We start from the raw sequence: 16,528 nt of genomic DNA on the forward strand, positions 1-16,528 counted from the left end.
CGGCGGAGAGGAACGATCATGACAGTGCACTTCATCGGCGCCGGTCCAGGCGCGGCAGATCTCATAACGGTGCGCGGACGCGATCTCATCGCGCGCTGCCCGGTCTGCCTCTATGCGGGCTCGATCGTTTCGCCGGAACTGCTGCAATATTGCCCGGAAGGGGCGCGCATTATCGATACCGCGCCGATGTCGCTGGATGAGATCGAGGCGGAATATGTGCGTGCGGCTGAGGCCGGCGAGGATGTGGCGCGGCTGCATTCGGGCGATCTCTCGGTCTGGAGCGCAGTAGCGGAGCAGATTAGGCGGCTGGAGGCGCGTGGCATCGACTATACGATGACGCCCGGCGTGCCGTCCTTCGCTGCGGCGGCCAGTGCACTTGGACGGGAACTGACCATTCCGGCCGTCGCCCAGAGCCTCGTGCTGACCCGCGTCTCCGGCCGCGCCTCGCCGATGCCGAATGCCGAGACGCTTGCCGGTTTCGGTGCGACGGGGGCGACGCTGGCCATTCATCTGGCGATCCATGCGCTGGATCAGGTGGTTGAGGAACTGACGCCGCTTTATGGGGCGGATTGCCCGGTGGCGATCGTCGTCAAGGCGTCATGGCCGGATGAGCGCATCCTGCGCGGCACGCTCAGCGATATCGCGGCCAAGGTCGCAGCCGATCCGATCGAACGGACGGCCCTGATCTTCGTCGGACATTCGCTGGCATCCAGCGATTTCCGGGAAAGCTCGCTTTACGACCCCGCCTATCAGCGGCGATTCAGGGGGCGCGACGGGTTTTAAACGTCAGCGCCGTTGTCGAGGTCGGGATCGACCGGCTCACCGCTCGGTTTCGAGGGGACGTCGTGCTCGCCCTCGAAACGGTCGCGGTAGAGCGCCGACTGGCCCAGCATCATCAGGGTAACGGGCGTGGTGAGCACCACGAAGGATACGATCAGGACTTCGTGGAAAATCCAGCGGCTCTGCAGCACGGCAAAGCAGATCATCGAGGCGAGGCTGATGAGCAGCACGCCGCCGCTTGCGGCAAGCGTCGGGGCGTGCAGGCGGCTGTAGAAGCTGTCGAGCTTCAACAGGCCGAGCGCGCCGATCAGGGTCATCGCCGAGCCAGCGAGCAGCAGCAGGCAGACGAGCGCGGCCGCCCAGATGGGCAGATCAGTGACATGGCTCATTCGATCACCTCGCCGCGCATCAGGAATTTGGCAAAAGCGATGGACGAGACGAAGCCGAGAAGGGCGATGATCAGCGCCGACTCGAAATAGATGGTGTTGGCCGTGCGGATGCCGAAGGTGACGAGCAGCAGCATGGCGATGATGTAAAGCGCGTCGAGGCCGAGGATGCGATCCTGTGCGCGGGGGCCGCGCGCCATGCGGTAGAGTGCGCAGCCCATGGCGAGCGACAGGAGGATCTGCGAGACGAGGATCGCCCAGATGATCAGCAGTTCGCTCATCCGAAAATCTCCTTCAGCGGCGTCACGTAGCGCCTTGTGATCAGGTCGATCCAGTATTGCTCGTTTTCGAGGTCGAGCACGTGGAGCGTCAGAAGCTTGGTCTGCCGGTCGTGTTCCAGCCAGGCGGTGCCCGGCGTCGCCGTCAGGATGCAGGCGAGCATGGCGAGCGCGTTCTCGTCCTCCAGTTCGATCTTCATCGTCAGGAAGCCGGAATTGGCGGGATGGCGGCCGGCTTTGAGGATCACCTTCATGACGGCCAGATTGGAGCGGAAGACGTCGACGGCAATGTGGCCGGCAAGAGGCAACAACAGACCGGCACGGCGCAGCGTCGATTTGTGCGGCTGCAGGTTGCCCATGATCCAGACGAGCAGCGCCGAAAGGATCGCGCCGAGAACGATCTGGCCCGGCGACAGCGACTGATTGATGAGCAGCCAGACGATGAGCAGGCCGAGGAACAGGAGTGGATAGGGAAGCCAGACGCGCATAGGCTTACTCCTTGCCGATCTGCGGGGCCGACATCACGCGGCCGGTATAATTCTGCGGCTTCGAAAGAAATTCCGCCGTCGCGTCCATGAAGCGCATGGTCGGGCCGGCCTGAAAGCTGAGGAACAGGCAGGCGGAGAGCAAGACCAGCACGGGCATGATCTCGATCAGGTAGACACGCGGGATGGTGCCTTCGATCGAGTTCCAGAAGGTACGGATGCCGATGCGGTTCATGGCGATCATGGCGGCGAGGCCGGAGAGGATCAGCAGCGCCACATAGGTCCATTGCGCGCCGGTGGCGGCGGTGCTTGCGCCCGCTTCCGGGTCGAACAGGCCGTGCAGGATCGCGAACTTGGCGAGGAAGCCGGAAAGCGGCGGCAGGCCGGAGAGCAGCATCGCGCAGATGCAGAAGCAGAGGCCGAGCACGGCGAGCGTGCCGGGCACGGCGACGCCCTCTTCCTTTTCCTCCTCATCCTCGTCGGCATCGCCATAGGCTTCCATGGTGACGGCGAGAACGTCGGCGCCGGCATCGCGGGCGCGCTCGACAAGCTCGATCAGCAGGAAGAAGGCGCAGATCGTCAGCGTCGAGCTGACCAGGTAGAACAGCGCGCCGCCGATGACATCGATGCCGCCGATGCCGATGGCGGCGAGCATGGTGCCGGAGGAGACCATGACACAATAGCCGGCAAGCCGGCCCATGGCCTGGGAGGCGAGTACGCCGATCGCCCCGAAGGCGATGGTGACCATGCCGCCATAGAGTAGCACCGTCTGCCCGAAGCCGGCGGAAGCCCCGGCATCGGCGCTGAAGAACAGCAGCGACAGGCGCAGGAGAATATAGACGCCGACCTTGGTGAGGATGGCGAAGATCGCGGCGACCGGCGGCGTCGCGGCGGAATAGGCGCCGGGCAACCAGAAGCCGAGCGGCCACATGCCGGCCTTGACGAGGAAGGCGATGCCGAGCACGGCCGCGCCCGCCTCCATCAGCATGCGGTTTTCGCCACTGACGACTGCGATGCGCAGGGCAAGGTCGGCCATGTTGAGCGTGCCGGTCGCCCCATAGATCAGGCTGACGCCGATCAGGAAGAGCGAGGAGGCCACGAGGTTGACGGCGATATAATGCAGGCCCGCCTTGACGCGCAGCGGGCCGGAGCCGTGCAACAGCAGGCCGTAGGAGGCGGCCAGCATCATCTCGAAGAAGACGAAGAGATTGAAGAGATCGCCGGTGAGGAATGCGCCGTTGAGACCGGCCAGCATCAATTGGAACAGCGAATGGAAGTGCGAGCCCGCCTTTTGCCAGCGCGCCATGGCGAAAACCTGGGCGGAAAGGGCGAGGAAGCCGGTGAGCACGAGCATCAGTGCGGAAAGCCGGTCGAGCACCAGCACGATGCCGAAGGGCGCCGGCCAGTTGCCGAGCAGGTAAACGCCCGCGCCGGCCTGGGCGTCGTCGAAGGACGCCGCCATGCGCATCAGTATGAGGGAGATGATGAAGACGACCGCTGTCGCGCAGAAGGCGATGATGCCCTTCATCGTGCGTTCGCGTTCGTCGATCGGAATGATCGCAGCGCCGGTAAGGAGCGGTACGAGAATCGGCAGGATGATGAGATGGGAGAGCCAGTTCATCGGATCACTCCCGGCCATCGACATGGTCCGTGCCCGTCAGGCCGCGCGAGGCCAGAAGAACGACGAGAAACAGGGCGGTCATCGCAAAGCCGATGACGATCGCCGTCAACACCAGCGCCTGCGGAATGGGGTCGGTATGGGTAAGCAACCCGCCGGTTCCGCCTTGTTCGAGAACGGGCGGGGCGTTGAGGCGCAGGCGTCCCATGCCGAAGATGAAGAGATTGACGGCATAGGACAGCAGCGAAAGGCCGATGACGACCTGATAGGTCCGTGGCCGGAAGAGCAGCCAGACGCCCGATGCGGTGAGCACGCCGATAGCGACGGAGAGCACGAGTTCCATCAGTTGCTCTCCTTTGCGGCCGCACGGGCGGCCCGCATCTGTGCGCGCGGTGCACGCAGCGACTGGTGGGCAAGGGCGATCAGGATCAGCACGGTCGCGCCGAGTACCAGCGAGAAGACGCCGAGATCGAAGAGGATGGCGCTGGCGAGCGGCATTTTTCCGATCAGCGGCAGATCGGCATATTGCGCATGGGATGTCAGGAATGGATAGCCGAACAGCCAGGAGCCGAGGCCGGTGGCGGTCGCGACGATCAGGCCAATGCTCATCCAGCGTAGCGGATGGATGCGCAGCCGCTCCTCCACCCAGCGAGTGCCACCGGACATATATTGCAGGATGAAGGCGATCGACATGGTGATGCCAGCCGCGAAACCGCCGCCCGGCAGGTCATGGCCGCGGAAGAACAGGAAGGCGGCAAAGAGGCCGATGGCCGGGAACATCCAGCGCATGATGACGGAGGGAACGAAGAGATATTCGGCGATGCTGTCGCCCTTGGCGCGATCCGGGTGCTTGTCGTCGAAGGCGTTCTGCACCTGTTGCTGTTGCGGCGTCTCCAAGCTCTCCGTGGCCGGACGGAAGCGCAGGAGAAGTGCAAAGACGGTCAGCGCCACGATGCAGAGCACGGCGATTTCTCCCAGCGTATCGAAGCCACGGAAATCGACGAGGATGACGTTGACGACATTGGTGCCGCCGCCTTCGCTATAGGCACGCTCGAGGAAATAGCTGGAAATGGTCTCGGGCAGCGAGCGGGTCATGACCGTGTAGGAAATGAGCATCATGCCGACGCCGCAAAAGATGGCGAGCAGGAAGTCGCGCACACGTCTTAGCCTGACCGGCATGGTCATGACGTCGTGATCGTCGTGGCGCTCGATGCGCTTCGGCAGCCAGCGCAGGCCAAGCAGGATGAGGACGGTGGTGACGATCTCGACCAGCAGCTGGGTGACGGCGAGGTCGGGGGCCGACAGCCAGACGAAGGTGAGGCAGGTGGTCAGGCCCGCACCGCCGAGCAGCACAAGGGCGGCGAGCCGGTGGAATTTCGCCTGGTAGGCGGCGCCGATGGCGCAGATCATGCCGATCAGCCAGAGCAAAGCGAGGATAGGGTCGATGGAGCGCAGGACGATATCGGCCGGGGCAAAGCCGTTGAGCAGCAGCGGCAGGGCGCCGGCGGCGAGCGCCACGGACACAAGCACACGCATCTGCGGCTGCAGCCGGCGGGTGCCGACCCGCATCTCGATCCAGCGCGCCCATTTCCATGACAGGGTCACGAGCACGCGCTCGAAGATGCGCTGGCCTTCCAGCCGGCGGAAGAGCGGCGGGCCTTCGACGCTGGTGGCGAGGTAATTCTTCATCAGCAGGAACAGCACGACACCGCCGACAAGGGCGATAAGGCTCATGAACAGCGGTAGGTTCCAGCCATGCCAGACGGCGAGGCTGTAGGTCGGGGTAGCCTCTCCGAGCACGGATTGTACGGCCGTATGCAGAAAGGGGCCGATGGTATAGCCCGGCACGATGCCGACAACGAGGCAGGCGAGCACGAGGAATTCGATCGGCGCACGCATCCAGTGCGGCGGCTCGTGCGGGGATTTCGGCAGATCCGTCGCCGGCGGGCCGAAGAAGACGCTGTGGATGAAGCGCAGCGAATAGGTGACCGAAAACATGCTGGCGAGCGTCGCCACATAGGGGGTCAGCGTGTCCAGCGCATTGTATTTGTGGGTCTCGATCGCCTCGGCGAAGAACATTTCCTTCGACAGGAAGCCGTTGAGCAGCGGCACGCCGGCCATCGAGGCGCTGGCGACCATGGCAAGTGTTGCGGTGAACGGCATGTAGCGGAAGAGGCCGCTGAGCCGCCGCATGTCGCGGGTGCCGGTTTCGTGGTCGATGATGCCGGCCGCCATGAACAGCGAGGCCTTGAAGGTCGCGTGGTTCATGGTGTGGAAGATCGCGGCGACCGCGGCAAGCGGGCTGCCGAGGCTGAGCAGTACCGTGATCAGGCCGAGATGGCTGATGGTGGAGTAGGCGAGGAGACCCTTCAGGTCCTGCTGGAAGATGGCGAAATAGGCGCCGAGCAAAAGGGTGCTCAAGCCCGCGAGCCCGACGATCCAGAACCAGGCATCGGTGCCGGCCATCACCGGCCAGAGGCGGATCAAGAGGAAGACACCGGCCTTCACCAGCGTTGCGGAATGCAGATAGGCCGAGACCGGCGTCGGCGCGGCCATGGCGTGCGGCAGCCAGAAATGGAAGGGAAACTGGGCACTCTTCGTCAAGGCGCCCATGAGGATCAACACGAGAATCGTCGTATAGAGCGGATGTTCGCGGATGACGTTGCCGGAGTTGAGCACCGTATCGAGATCGTAGCTGCCGACGACATGGCCGATCAGCATAAGACCGACGAACATGCAGAGCCCGCCGGTGCCGGTGACGGTCAGTGCCATGCGCGCGCCGTCGCGGGCGGCGGCATTGTGATACCAGTAGCCGATCAGCAGGAACGAGATGATGCTGGTCAGCTCCCAGAAGACGGCAAGCAGAATGAGGTTGCCGGAGAGCACGACGCCGAGCATCGCGCCCATAAAGGCGAGAAACAGCGAGAAGAAGCGCGGAACAGGATCGCTGGCGGCCATGTAATAGCGGGCGTAGACGACGACCAGCAGGCCGATCGCCGTCACCAGGCTTGAAAACATCCAGGCAAAGCCATCCATGCGCAGCGTGAAGTTCAGGCCAAGCTCGGGCATCCAGGCAAGGTCGTAGCGCAGAACATGGCCGCCGGAGATCACGGGATAGAGGCCGGCCGAAATCGCCAGGCAGAAGAGGGCGACGGCGCCTGCGAGCCAGGCTGCGACCGTGCCTTTGCCGCTCGGAATGGAAATCGCGAGCAGGCTTCCCAAGAAGGGGGCCAGGATGAGGCTCAGCAGCAAGGTTTGCGTGGTCTCTATCGGTCTTTCCTCGATCGTTCGAACTGCGGGACACGGCTGCAACCCCTGCGGGAAGGCAAGCCGCGCGGTGCCGGGGCGGGAGGCGATGACACGAAACCGGGCCGGCAGTGGAGCCTGCCTGTTTGCCGGATCGGACTGCTCGCTCCCGGCGGGAGGCAGTCGCACGGTTCAGAACCGCTTCCGGCATCTTCTGCTCGGTCGTTTTCGGCGTGCCGGCATCGAGGCCGGGCGAACGCTTCCCGAAGAAGGCATGCTGTTTTATGTCTGCTTTCGGCCGGCCTGCCAACCCGCCGGGACGATATTTCTCCCCATCTGCGGCAATTCGTTCCTCAACTCCCGGTGACGGCATCCGTGCCGCCGTTTTTTGTAACGAAATGTGCGGATCGGCCGGCGAGAAACATTCCGACATCAGAACTGTTATCCGGCCGTGTGCGCGCCGGATGCGTTTTTGTCTGCCGATGATATAAAGGGGACATGGAAACGCTCTCCCATATTCTCGTCGTCGATGACGACCCGGAAATCCGCCGTCTGCTCGGGAAGTATCTCGACGGCCAGGGCTTTCGCGTGACGCTGGCCGGCAGCCGAGCCGAATGCGAGGCGAAGCTTGCCGAGCTGAAGATCGACCTCCTTGTGCTTGACGTGATGCTGCCGGATGGATCGGGTCTCGATCTCTGCCGCTCCCTGCGCGACCGGATGCCCAATCTCTCGGTGATCCTGCTGACGGCGCTGAAGGAGGATGTCGACCGCATCATCGGGCTGGAGTTCGGGGCGGACGATTACCTCGGCAAGCCGTTCAACCCGCGCGAGCTTGCCGCCCGTATTCGTGCCGTGCTGCGGCGCGGGCGTCAGGAGGCGCGCCCGGTGGCGGAGCGCCGCTATATCTTCGCCAACTACACCGCCGATATCGAAAGCCGGACGCTGACGGCGCCGGACGGCCAGCCGATCGAATTGACCGGCGGCGAATTCGAGTTGTTGATGGTGTTTCTGCAGCGTCCGGGCCGTATCCTCTCGCGCGATTCGCTGCTCGACCTGACGCAGGGGCGCACGGCCGATCCCTTCGACCGCTCCATCGACATCCTCGTCAGCCGGCTGCGTCGCAAGCTCGGCGATGCCAATGTCTTCAGCCTCCTGAAGACGGTGCGCAACAAAGGCTATCAGCTGGCGGTGCCCGTCGAGCGCGGGGCTTAAGCCATGTGGTCGCTGCGCACGCGTTTTACCATCCTGCTTGTCGTCGCCGTGCTTCTGGTGCTGGTGATCGCAACCTTCGTGACGATCCAACTCGTGCGGAAACCGTCCGAGTCGGTTTTCAAGCAGGCGCTGGTGGAAAAGGCGGAGATCGCGCTGGTGCTGCTGGCAAAGGACCCGTCCGCGGCTGAGCGGCTGCATATCCCGATCGGCGATGCCCCGAAGCCCGAACTGATCGACCGGGACCGGAGCGAAAATGTGGCGGATATCGCCCGCGACGGCGGCTATTCTGCCGAGATGGTGATGCTGCGGCGCTCCGCCGGTGCGCCGCGGGAGCTTGCGGTGAAGCTGCCGGACGGGCGCTGGGCCTATCTGGTCTTTCCCAATTTGGGGCCGTTTCCGCTCTGGCCGCTGATCGCCTATCTGGCGCTGGTCGCGCTCGGCGTGGTGATCGTCGCCGTCTATGCCAGCGCGGTGATGATGCGGCCGCTCCGGGTGCTGGAGGGGGCGATTGCCAAGATCCGGCCGGATGGCGTCATCCCCGACATGCCCGAGACCGGACCGATGGAGGTGCGCACCACGGCGCGCACGATCAACCGGCTGGCGGCGCGGCTCAATGCGGCTATGGCAAGCCGCATGCGGCTCGTCGCGGCGGCCGGGCACGACATGCGCACGCCGATGACCCGCATGCGCCTGCGCGCGGAATTCGTCGCCGAGACCGACGAGCGCAATGCCTGGCTGAAGGACCTCGACGAACTGGACCAGATCGCCGACAGCGCCATCTGCCTGGTGCGGGAGGAAGCGGGGCTGCAGATGCGCGAGGCCGTGCCGCTCGATACGCTGCTGGAGGAGATCGTCTCCGAGCTTGGCGAACTGGGGCTGCCGATGCGGCTTGCGGCGATGGAGCGGGCCACCGTTTCGGGCTCTTCCTTCGCCCTGAAACGGGCGCTGCGCAATCTCACCGTCAATGCCGCGACCCACGGGCAGGGCGGAGAGGCCAAACTTTTTGCCGATGGCGATGCCGGCGTGACGATCACGATCCGCGACAATGGTCCCGGCATTCCGGTCGATCTGATCGACCGGGTCTTCGAACCGTTCTTCCGCGTCGATCAGGCGCGGCGCAAGCTGATACCGGGCGCGGGGCTCGGGCTGGCGATCGCCCGCGAGATCGTCGAGAAACACGGCGGCTCGATCACCATCGTCAACCGTCCGCAGGGTGGCCTGCTGCAGACGGTGCGGCTGCCGCTGCTGGTTGCCTGATCCGAAAACGAGAAAGCGTTGAAAACAAAAAGGCCGCCGCGGCTTCTGCCGGGCGGCCTTTTCTGTTCGGTATTGCGCTTACTGGGTTGCCGCGACCTTTTGGGGCGCGCTTTCCCTGGTCGGCGTTTCGATTGCCGAGCCGCCGCCGATGGCGACGTTCAGCGTTACGTAGTTGTTCGCGAGGTTGCGGATGCTGGCAGCGAGCGTCACGCGGGACGCTGCGAGGTTGCGTTCGGCATCGAGCACGTCGAGCAGCGAGGTCGCGCCGCCCTTGTAGCTTTCGCGGGCGAGGCTGAGCGCTTCTTCGTAAGACTTCACGACCTTGCGAAGGGCTGCGACCGTCTCGTAGTTCTTCTGCAGGGCGATGAGCGCGTTTTCGACTTCCTCGATGCCGTTCAGAACCGTCTGTTTCCAGGCGAGGTATTGCTGCTGCGCACCGGACTTGGCGATATCGACATTCGCCTTCAGGCGGCCGCCGCTGAAGACCGGGATGGAGAGGCTGGGACCGAAGGACCAGCTGCCGGCGCTACCGACGGCGGCGGCGATCGTGCGGGTCACGTCGATGGTGCCGCCGAGCGTCAGGCTCGGATAGAGCTGCGCTTCGGCAACGCCGATCGCAGCCGTCTGGGCAGCCAACAGCCGTTCGGCGCGACGGATGTCAGGACGGTTGCGCACGAGGTCCGCAGGAATGCCGATCTTGGTATTGTAGCGCGGCCACGGCTGGGCGGTGCCCTTCTGCAGGCTCGCGGTGATCGAGGTCGCCGGCAGGCCGAGCAGGGTGGCGATATGGTTCGCGGCCTGGTTGAAGCCAGCCTCGTAGCCCGGAAGCTCTGCGAGTGTCGTATTGACCAGACCTTCGGCCTGAACGACGTCGAGGCTGGAGGCCGCACCCGCAGCCTTGATATCGTTGGTCAGCTTCAGGGTTTCGCGGCGCGATTCCAGGTTCTTGCGCTGCAGGGCAAGCGCTTCCTGGTTATAGCGGGCCTCGATGTACGACGCCGTCAGGTCCGACAGGTAGGCCAGACGCGCGACGTTGACATCATCGTAAGAGGCATCGAGCGATGCTTCGGCGCTTTCCTTGGCGCGGCGGTACTGGCCGAAGAAATCGAGCAGCCAGGAAACGTCGGCGCCGGCATTCAGCGTCTTGGTTTCGTTGTGGTCAGTTGTGCCGAGGCTGGTCCTGCGCAGGTAAGAACCATCCGTGCCTTGCGCCGTTGCAGCGCCGCCGGCATTGATCTGCGGCAGGCCGCCGGATGCGGCGACGATGACATTGGCGCGGGCCTCGACGATACGCTCCAGCGACTGCTGGACATCAAGGTTTTCGTTCATGCCCTGGGTAACGAGGCTGTTCAAGCGGTTGTCGCGGAAGGCTTCCCACCAGGGATTGAGGGTTACGTCGGTGCTGGCCTGATTGCCCTGGGAGAATTTGCCGGGAAGGCTTGCATCGGGCTTCTGGTAATCAGGTCCGACCATGCAGCCGGACAGCAACAGGAGGCTCAAGGGAAGGAGCACTTTGAGAGTCTTCATCAGTTTCCCCATCCGGCACGGTCTGCGCCAGTAATAAACGATTCACTTTGTGTCTTTAGACATTTTCCGCGCTGCAAGCGAGCGGGCAATTGCCAACAAGGCCGTAAAACAGCATTTCCACAGTCGGGTGTTTCCAATGTGCCACGCCCTTGGTGGCATCAACATGCCGGAATCGCTGCCGAAAACGGCTAAAGACGGTCGGAATGCACCGATAAAGGCATCGCGTATCGGCCGTGCGTCGGTTCTGTATCGAATTGTTTCTGCGGCAAAATGCGCTGACTTTTTCTACAGGGGTGGGGACATTCCGCCACAGCGAATCGACGGTTTGCGCCGGGCCGGACTTTCCGCTCAGGCCGCCAGCCACCGTTTTTCGCGGGCGAAATTGGCAAGTTCGGTCGGGCTCATGGGACGTGCGAAGGCATAGCCCTGCAAGCCGTGGCAGCCGAGTTCGCGCAATATTTTCGCATGTTCCAGCGTTTCGACGCCCTCCGCCATCACCTCCACGCCGAGCGAGCTGCCGATATCGATGATCGAGGCGACGAGCTGGCGCTGGCTTGCCGAAGTCAGGATCGGCATTATGAGCTGACGGTCGATCTTCAGGCGGCGCGGGGTCAGCTTCAACAGGCTGACGATCGAGGCGTAGCCGGTGCCGAAATCGTCGATCTCGATATCGATGCCGAGGCCTTTGATCTTCTCGATGTTGGAAAGCACTGTCATATCGCTTTCGTCGAAAGAGATCGATTCCAGAAGCTCGAAGGACAGACGGCCCTTCGGGATCGCAAGCTGGTTCAGCCGGTCGATCAGGTTTTCGTCGTGCAGGCGATGGTAGGAGAGATTGACGGAGACCTTGGGAATATCGATGCCGCTCGCATCCCAGCGGCGGGAGTGGAACAGGGCCTGTTCGAGGATGCGCTGGTCGATCTCGGCCAGCACGTTGATCTCCTCGGCGGTCTTCAGGAAGGCATGCGGGGCGAGTACGCCCTTCTGCGGGTGATCCCAGCGCGCGAGCGCTTCGACACCGATGATGTCGAGGGTTCTTGGACAGAACTGCGGCTGGAAATAGGCGATGAACTCGTTCTGCTCCAGGCCGCGCAGGATTTCGTCCGCCGTCTGCTTGCTCTTGAACACGGCCGTCTTCAGCGAATGGGCGAAGACCTCGTAGCGACCGCGGCCGCGGCGCTTGGCTTCATAAAGGGCGATATCGGCGTTGACGAGCACCTGGGACAGCTCCTCCCGTTGGGAGGCCTGGCGGGCAATGCCGATGCTGACGCCGATGCGGCATTTCTGGCCGTGATACATCACCGGCACGCTCATCGCCTCTATGACGCGGCGGGCGAGATCGGTGTCGTCGTCCTCGGTGCGTGAGATGATGACGAACTCGTCGCCGCCGATGCGGGCGACGAAATCGTCGTCGCCGGTGTTTTCCCGCAGCACATGCGCGGCATGGCGCAGAATTTCGTCGCCGGCGGCGTGGCCGAGCGTGTCGTTGATTTCCTTGAACCGATCGAGGTCCATGTGGAGGATGCGGGCAAGCGCCGGACGCTGGCCGGTGTCGGCCTGCGCCGTCGAGAGCGTCTGGTCGAGATAGCGGCGGTTCGGCAGCCCGGTCAGGGGATCGTGCAGGGCGTTGAATTCCATGCGGTGGCGGGCGGCTTCCAGCTCCGCGCTGTGGGCCTCGGCCTGACGGCGGGCATCCTCCAGGCTTTCGTTGCGCTCGACATCGGCGGTCACATCCCAGTTGACGCCGACGATCTTGCGTCGTCCGCCGGCGCCGATATAGCAGGAGCCGATAGCCCGGATATGGCGGATCTTGCCGTCCTTCAATTGCAGACGGAACTGGTCGCGGTAGGATTGCACCTGCTTGCCAAGGGCGAGGGCAAATTCCAGTTCGGAGCGCTCCACGTCGAGCGGATGCAGCGTGTCGCGCCAGTCCTCCAGAACCGGGCCGCGATCTTCCTCGAAGCCGTACAGTTCACGCATACGATCGTCCCAGAGCAGGGTGCCGGAGGCGACGTCGAGTTCCCAGATGCCGATTTCGGAGGTATCCAGGGCAATGTTCAGGCGGTGGGAGAGTTCCTGCAGGCGATCCTTGTTTTCCTCAAGGGCGAGGATGTTGTTCTGGCGCTCCTCCATCAGCCGGCCGGTGATGATCATCGGCACGACGATGATCAGGCCGCCGAGCGCCAGCAGCAGCCGCATCTGCCAGAGATTGGGCGGATCAGCGGGCCAGCCCCCCTTCGGCACGGCACTGATCTCCCACGAGCCGCCGGGGAGCAGCACGCTCATGCGAACCGGATCGCTGCTCGGAATGTTGCGTGCGCCGTAAAACAGCGCGCCGTCTTCGCCGAGGCCATCCTTGCCGACGATGGCGACATCGATATCTGCGGCGGAGGCGAGGCCGCTGATCCTGTAGAGCTTGTCGACATCGATGACGGCCGAGACGATGCCCCAGAACCGTTGCTGCGGCCCGGCGATGCCGTTGAATACCGGAAAACGGCCGATCAGACCCTGGCCACCCTGCACCAGCTCCAGCGGTCCGGCCAACACCAGCTTGCCGCTGTCGCGGGCGCGAAGGGCGGCGGCGCGCTGCTGCGGGTTGCTGTTGTAGTCGAGGCCGATCGCCTTTTCGTTGCCCTTCAGCGGATAGACCATGGAGACGACAAGGCCCGGGGCGGCGGCTATATTGCGCAGGTTGGAGCGTTCGTTGAAGATATTTTGCGACAGCCCGGTGAAGCGGTCCTGGGTCATGCCGGGTTCGGTGGCGATCGTCGCGATCAGGCCGCGCACCAGCTGGATGTCGCCGTTGATACTGGATTCGAGGCGGGAGCGAATGGGCGTGAGTTCGGCGACGACGGCGGCGCGCAGGCGGGCGGCGTGGATGGCGCGGTTCTGTTCCTCGGCAAAAATCCCGGCTGCGACCGCCATGACGACGGCAATCAGGGCGGGCAGGTAGCTCGGCCGGAAGAACCGTCGCGATGTTTTCAGACTTTCCAAGATCACCAGATCAACCCATTCCCCTCAACCGCGTAGGCGGTGTAGCGAAGATGGTCGCAGATTGATCTTAACAATATGTGCTGACGCTTATGGGGGCTCGGGAGCCGCAATCATGGCCGTCAGGGTCTCCAGCCGGTCGGCTTCGCGCGGCAGCTTGTCTTGGCGCAGCCGGGCGATGCGCGGAAAGCGCATGGCGACGCCGGACTTGTGGCGGGTGGAGAAATTAATGCCTTCGAAGGCGACCTCGACGACGAAACCGTGATCCGGCTCCGCTCGGAGCGATCGGACCGGGCCGAAGCGCTCGATGGTGTTTTCGCGCACGTAGCGGTCGAGGATTTCAAGCTCGGCATCGGTGAAGCCGAAATAGGCCTTGCCGACCGGGACAAGCGCATCCGCGCCGTCCTTGTCCGTCCAGACGCCGAAGGTGAAATCGGAATAGTAGCTCGACCGCTTGCCATGGCCGCGCTGGGCATACATCAGCACGGCATCGACATTGTAGGGATCGCGCTTCCACTTGAACCACGGGCCTTTCATGCGGCCGGCGGTATAGGGCGAATCGAGGCGTTTCAGCATGATGCCTTCGATGACGGGATCGGGTGGCGCGCGCCGGAGACTGTCGAGTTCTTCCCAGCTGGAGAAGGGCACCAGCGGCGAGAGATCGAAGCGATCCGGGGGTGAGGCGTCGATCACGGCTTCGAGCCGTTCGCGCCGTTCGACGAAATTGCGGCCCCGAATATCCTCTTCGCCGGCAAACAGCAGGTCGTAACCGCGGATGAAGGCCGGATACTCCTCCAGCATCTTGCGGGTCACGGTCTTGCGGTTCAGGCGCTGCTGCAGGTCGGAAAAGCTGCGGGTGGCGCGGTTGCTGCGCATCGTGCCGCCGACCAGTAGCTCGCCGTCGATGATGCCTTCGAAGGTGGCGGCGTCGAGGATATCGGGGAACGCGCCGGAGATATCGTCGCCGCTCCGGGAATAGAGCCGGCGGGTGCCGGCGAGATTGGCGAATTGCACGCGGATGCCGTCCCATTTCCATTCGGCGGCGAAATCAGCCGGGTCGAGCGCGGCCACATCGCTTTCGGCAAGCGGGGTGGCCAGCATGACCGAATGGAAGACGGCGGGCATGGAGAGGCTTGGCTTCTCGCTCTTGCCTTCCAGCCAGCGGAAAAGATCGAGATAGGGTGGTTCCAGCCCATGCCACAGGGTTTCGATTTCGACGACATCGACGCCACCCATGTCGGCCAGAGCCTGCTTCACCAGCCGGGCCGAAACGCCGATGCGCATGCCGCCGGTGATCAGCTTCAGGAAGGCGAAACGGCTGGAGCCGTCGAGCTGGTCGAGCAGGGTGCGGACCACGCCATGCACATCGGCACGACTTGCCGATTGCAGCTTTCGCACGATTGCGCCGAGTGAGAGGTCGATCGGTTCAAGCGTCCCGTCGCCTGCCGGCTCCCAGACGAGCGAGATCGTTTCGGCGAGGTCGCCGACATAATCGTAGGAATACTGGAACAGCACCTCGTCCATACGTTCCAGCACCAGCTGTTTCAAAAGCTGGGGCTTGACGGTGCTGAGCGTCAGGGTGCCGGCGAGGGAGGCGAGGGCATAGCCGCGGTCGGGATCGGGGGCGGAACGGAAATAATCCGCCATCAGCTTGATCTTGGCGTTGCGCTGCGGGGTCAGCACGAGGCGGTCGAGCAGTTCGGCGAAGGCGTGCATGTCAATCGCCCTCGTCTTCATAGCCGACGAGGTGCAGCGGGCGGGCGGGTATGCCCTGCAGTTCGCACCAGCGGACCAGTGCTTCCTCGCGGCCATGGGTGACCCAGACCTGGGATGGGGCTATTTCGGTGATGGTAGCGAGGAGTTCCGGCCAGTCGCAATGGTCGGAAATGATCATCGGCAGCTCGACGCCGCGTTGCTTGGCCCGCTGGCGCACCAGCATCCAGCCGGAGGCGAAGATGGCGAGCGGATCGGGAAAGCGCCGCGCCCAGCGATCGGCAAAGGCCGCGGGCGGGCCGATGACGATCTGCCCCGCGAAGGATTGGCGGTCGCCGCCTTCTATCGTCGCCGGGCGAAGGTCTCCGAGCGGGATGCCGCACTCCTGGTAGTAGGTGCAGAGTTTGGCGAGCGCACCGTGGATGAAGATCGGCTCGTGATAACCGGCTTCGCGCAGGAGGGCGATGACGCGCTGGGCCTTGCCGAGCGCATAGGCGCCGACGAGATGGGTGCGCTCGGGAAACTGTCTGAGCGAGGTCAGGAGCTTGGCGATCTCGTCCTTGTCGTCGGGGTGGTGGAAGACCGGCAGGCCGAAGGTCGCTTCGGTGATGAAAACATCGCAGGGTACCGGTTCGAAGCCGGCGCAGGTCGGGTCGCGGCGGCGTTTGTAGTCGCCGGAGACCACGATGCGGGTTCCCTCCGCTTCGACGCGGATCTGGGCCGAGCCGAGCACATGGCCGGCGGGGTAGAAGCTGACGGTGACACCATTGATGGACAGGCGTTCGCCGAGGGCGATACTTTGGGCCTCGCCGCAGAACGTCTCGCCGTAGCGGATGGCCATGATGTCGAGGGTTTCGCGGGTGGCGAGGACCTTGGCGTGGCCGGAGCGGGCATGGTCGGCATGACCGTGGGTGATCAGCGCCCGTTCGACCGGCTGCACCGGATCGATATAGAAATCGCCCCTCTCGCAATAGAGGCCCCTGGGCGTGGAATAGAGCAGCGCTTCCGGTTTCATGGAAAGCAAGATAGCCGGCA

At 63.9% G+C, this 16,528-nt stretch carries 13 protein-coding genes; 3 read left to right on the forward strand and 10 right to left on the reverse strand.

The features are described 5' to 3' along the window. The first annotated feature begins 18 nt into the window (after window positions 1-18). Window positions 19-783, forward strand: a complete 765-nt coding sequence (gene cobM, locus ASC86_RS18460) for a precorrin-4 C(11)-methyltransferase (protein ID WP_056324509.1) — start codon at window positions 19-21, stop codon at window positions 781-783. On the opposite strand, the gene mnhG is transcribed toward cobM, so the two are convergent. From mnhG to ASC86_RS18490, 6 genes are read right to left on the reverse strand one after another with little or no spacing between them, the layout of a single operon-like run. Further along, complete coding sequence (gene mnhG / locus ASC86_RS18465) at window positions 780-1,169, reverse strand: monovalent cation/H(+) antiporter subunit G (protein WP_056324512.1); 390 nt, start codon at window positions 1,167-1,169, stop codon at window positions 780-782. The two genes, cobM and mnhG, sit on opposite strands and share 4 nt — an antisense overlap. Continuing rightward, window positions 1,166-1,447, reverse strand: a complete 282-nt coding sequence (locus ASC86_RS18470; RefSeq protein ID WP_056324515.1) for a K+/H+ antiporter subunit F — start codon at window positions 1,445-1,447, stop codon at window positions 1,166-1,168. The genes mnhG and ASC86_RS18470 overlap by 4 nt, the downstream gene beginning before the upstream one ends. After that, on the reverse strand, window positions 1,444-1,932 hold the full coding sequence (locus tag ASC86_RS18475) for a Na+/H+ antiporter subunit E (protein WP_056324520.1): 489 nt from the start codon (window positions 1,930-1,932) through the stop codon (window positions 1,444-1,446). Before ASC86_RS18475 ends, ASC86_RS18470 begins: the two co-directional genes overlap by 4 nt. A 4-nt stretch (window positions 1,933-1,936) precedes the next feature. Next, a complete protein-coding gene (locus ASC86_RS18480; RefSeq protein ID WP_056324523.1) occupies window positions 1,937-3,574 on the reverse strand; it encodes a monovalent cation/H+ antiporter subunit D in 1,638 nt (545 codons plus the stop codon). Further along, window positions 3,555-3,890, reverse strand: a complete 336-nt coding sequence (locus tag ASC86_RS18485; protein ID WP_056324526.1) for a Na+/H+ antiporter subunit C — start codon at window positions 3,888-3,890, stop codon at window positions 3,555-3,557. The genes ASC86_RS18480 and ASC86_RS18485 overlap by 20 nt, the downstream gene beginning before the upstream one ends. Further along, the gene (locus ASC86_RS18490; RefSeq protein WP_056324529.1) at window positions 3,890-6,799 is read right to left on the reverse strand and encodes a monovalent cation/H+ antiporter subunit A; all 2,910 of its coding nucleotides are present in this window, start codon (window positions 6,797-6,799) and stop codon (window positions 3,890-3,892) included. Before ASC86_RS18490 ends, ASC86_RS18485 begins: the two co-directional genes overlap by 1 nt. A 492-nt stretch (window positions 6,800-7,291) precedes the next feature. Between ASC86_RS18490 and ASC86_RS18495 the strand changes: the two genes are divergently transcribed. Beyond that, window positions 7,292-8,005, forward strand: coding sequence for a response regulator transcription factor (locus tag ASC86_RS18495; protein WP_056324532.1), 714 nt, complete (start codon window positions 7,292-7,294; stop codon window positions 8,003-8,005). 3 nt (window positions 8,006-8,008) lie between these two features. Continuing rightward, window positions 8,009-9,262, forward strand: coding sequence for an ATP-binding protein (locus ASC86_RS18500; RefSeq protein WP_056324535.1), 1,254 nt, complete (start codon window positions 8,009-8,011; stop codon window positions 9,260-9,262). A 78-nt stretch (window positions 9,263-9,340) separates the two neighbouring features. Here the strand turns inward: ASC86_RS18500 and ASC86_RS18505 are convergent, their stop codons facing one another. The 4 genes from ASC86_RS18505 to ASC86_RS18520 all read right to left on the reverse strand — a co-directional run bounded on the left by ASC86_RS18505 (window position 9,341) and on the right by ASC86_RS18520 (window position 16,508). Then, window positions 9,341-10,789: an efflux transporter outer membrane subunit gene (locus ASC86_RS18505; protein WP_056324538.1), complete on the reverse strand. Its 1,449-nt coding sequence runs from the start codon at window positions 10,787-10,789 to the stop codon at window positions 9,341-9,343. Window positions 10,790-11,137: 348 nt separating this feature from the next. After that, window positions 11,138-13,714: an EAL domain-containing protein gene (locus tag ASC86_RS18510; RefSeq protein WP_082510315.1), complete on the reverse strand. Its 2,577-nt coding sequence runs from the start codon at window positions 13,712-13,714 to the stop codon at window positions 11,138-11,140. A 156-nt stretch (window positions 13,715-13,870) separates the two neighbouring features. Further along, on the reverse strand, window positions 13,871-15,496 hold the full coding sequence (locus tag ASC86_RS18515; protein WP_056324544.1) for a cisplatin damage response ATP-dependent DNA ligase: 1,626 nt from the start codon (window positions 15,494-15,496) through the stop codon (window positions 13,871-13,873). Between the two features lies 1 nt (window position 15,497). After that, on the reverse strand, window positions 15,498-16,508 hold the full coding sequence (locus tag ASC86_RS18520) for a ligase-associated DNA damage response exonuclease (RefSeq protein WP_056325156.1): 1,011 nt from the start codon (window positions 16,506-16,508) through the stop codon (window positions 15,498-15,500). Between the last annotated feature and the right edge of the window lie 20 nt (window positions 16,509-16,528).

This window comes from Rhizobium sp. Root1212 (assembly GCF_001424985.1).
GTDB lineage: Bacteria > Pseudomonadota > Alphaproteobacteria > Rhizobiales > Rhizobiaceae > Pararhizobium.

Excerpts from the sequence above, each read along its gene's own strand:
- cobM (WP_056324509.1), top strand. The coding sequence starts at position 19 with ATGACAGTGCACTTCATCGGCGCCGGTCCAGGCGCGGCAGATCTCATA.
- ASC86_RS18500 (WP_056324535.1), top strand. The coding sequence starts at position 8,009 with ATGTGGTCGCTGCGCACGCGTTTTACCATCCTGCTTGTCGTCGCCGTG.
- mnhG (WP_056324512.1), bottom strand. The coding sequence starts at position 1,169 with ATGAGCCATGTCACTGATCTGCCCATCTGGGCGGCCGCGCTCGTCTGC.
- ASC86_RS18470 (WP_056324515.1), bottom strand. The coding sequence starts at position 1,447 with ATGAGCGAACTGCTGATCATCTGGGCGATCCTCGTCTCGCAGATCCTC.
- ASC86_RS18480 (WP_056324523.1), bottom strand. The coding sequence starts at position 3,574 with ATGTCGATGGCCGGGAGTGATCCGATGAACTGGCTCTCCCATCTCATC.
- ASC86_RS18520 (WP_056325156.1), bottom strand. The coding sequence starts at position 16,508 with ATGAAACCGGAAGCGCTGCTCTATTCCACGCCCAGGGGCCTCTATTGC.
- ASC86_RS18475 (WP_056324520.1), bottom strand. The coding sequence starts at position 1,932 with ATGCGCGTCTGGCTTCCCTATCCACTCCTGTTCCTCGGCCTGCTCATC.
- ASC86_RS18515 (WP_056324544.1), bottom strand. The coding sequence starts at position 15,496 with ATGCACGCCTTCGCCGAACTGCTCGACCGCCTCGTGCTGACCCCGCAG.
- ASC86_RS18510 (WP_082510315.1), bottom strand. The coding sequence starts at position 13,714 with ATGGCGGTCGCAGCCGGGATTTTTGCCGAGGAACAGAACCGCGCCATC.
- ASC86_RS18505 (WP_056324538.1), bottom strand. The coding sequence starts at position 10,789 with ATGAAGACTCTCAAAGTGCTCCTTCCCTTGAGCCTCCTGTTGCTGTCC.
- ASC86_RS18485 (WP_056324526.1), bottom strand. The coding sequence starts at position 3,890 with ATGGAACTCGTGCTCTCCGTCGCTATCGGCGTGCTCACCGCATCGGGC.
- ASC86_RS18495 (WP_056324532.1), top strand. The coding sequence starts at position 7,292 with ATGGAAACGCTCTCCCATATTCTCGTCGTCGATGACGACCCGGAAATC.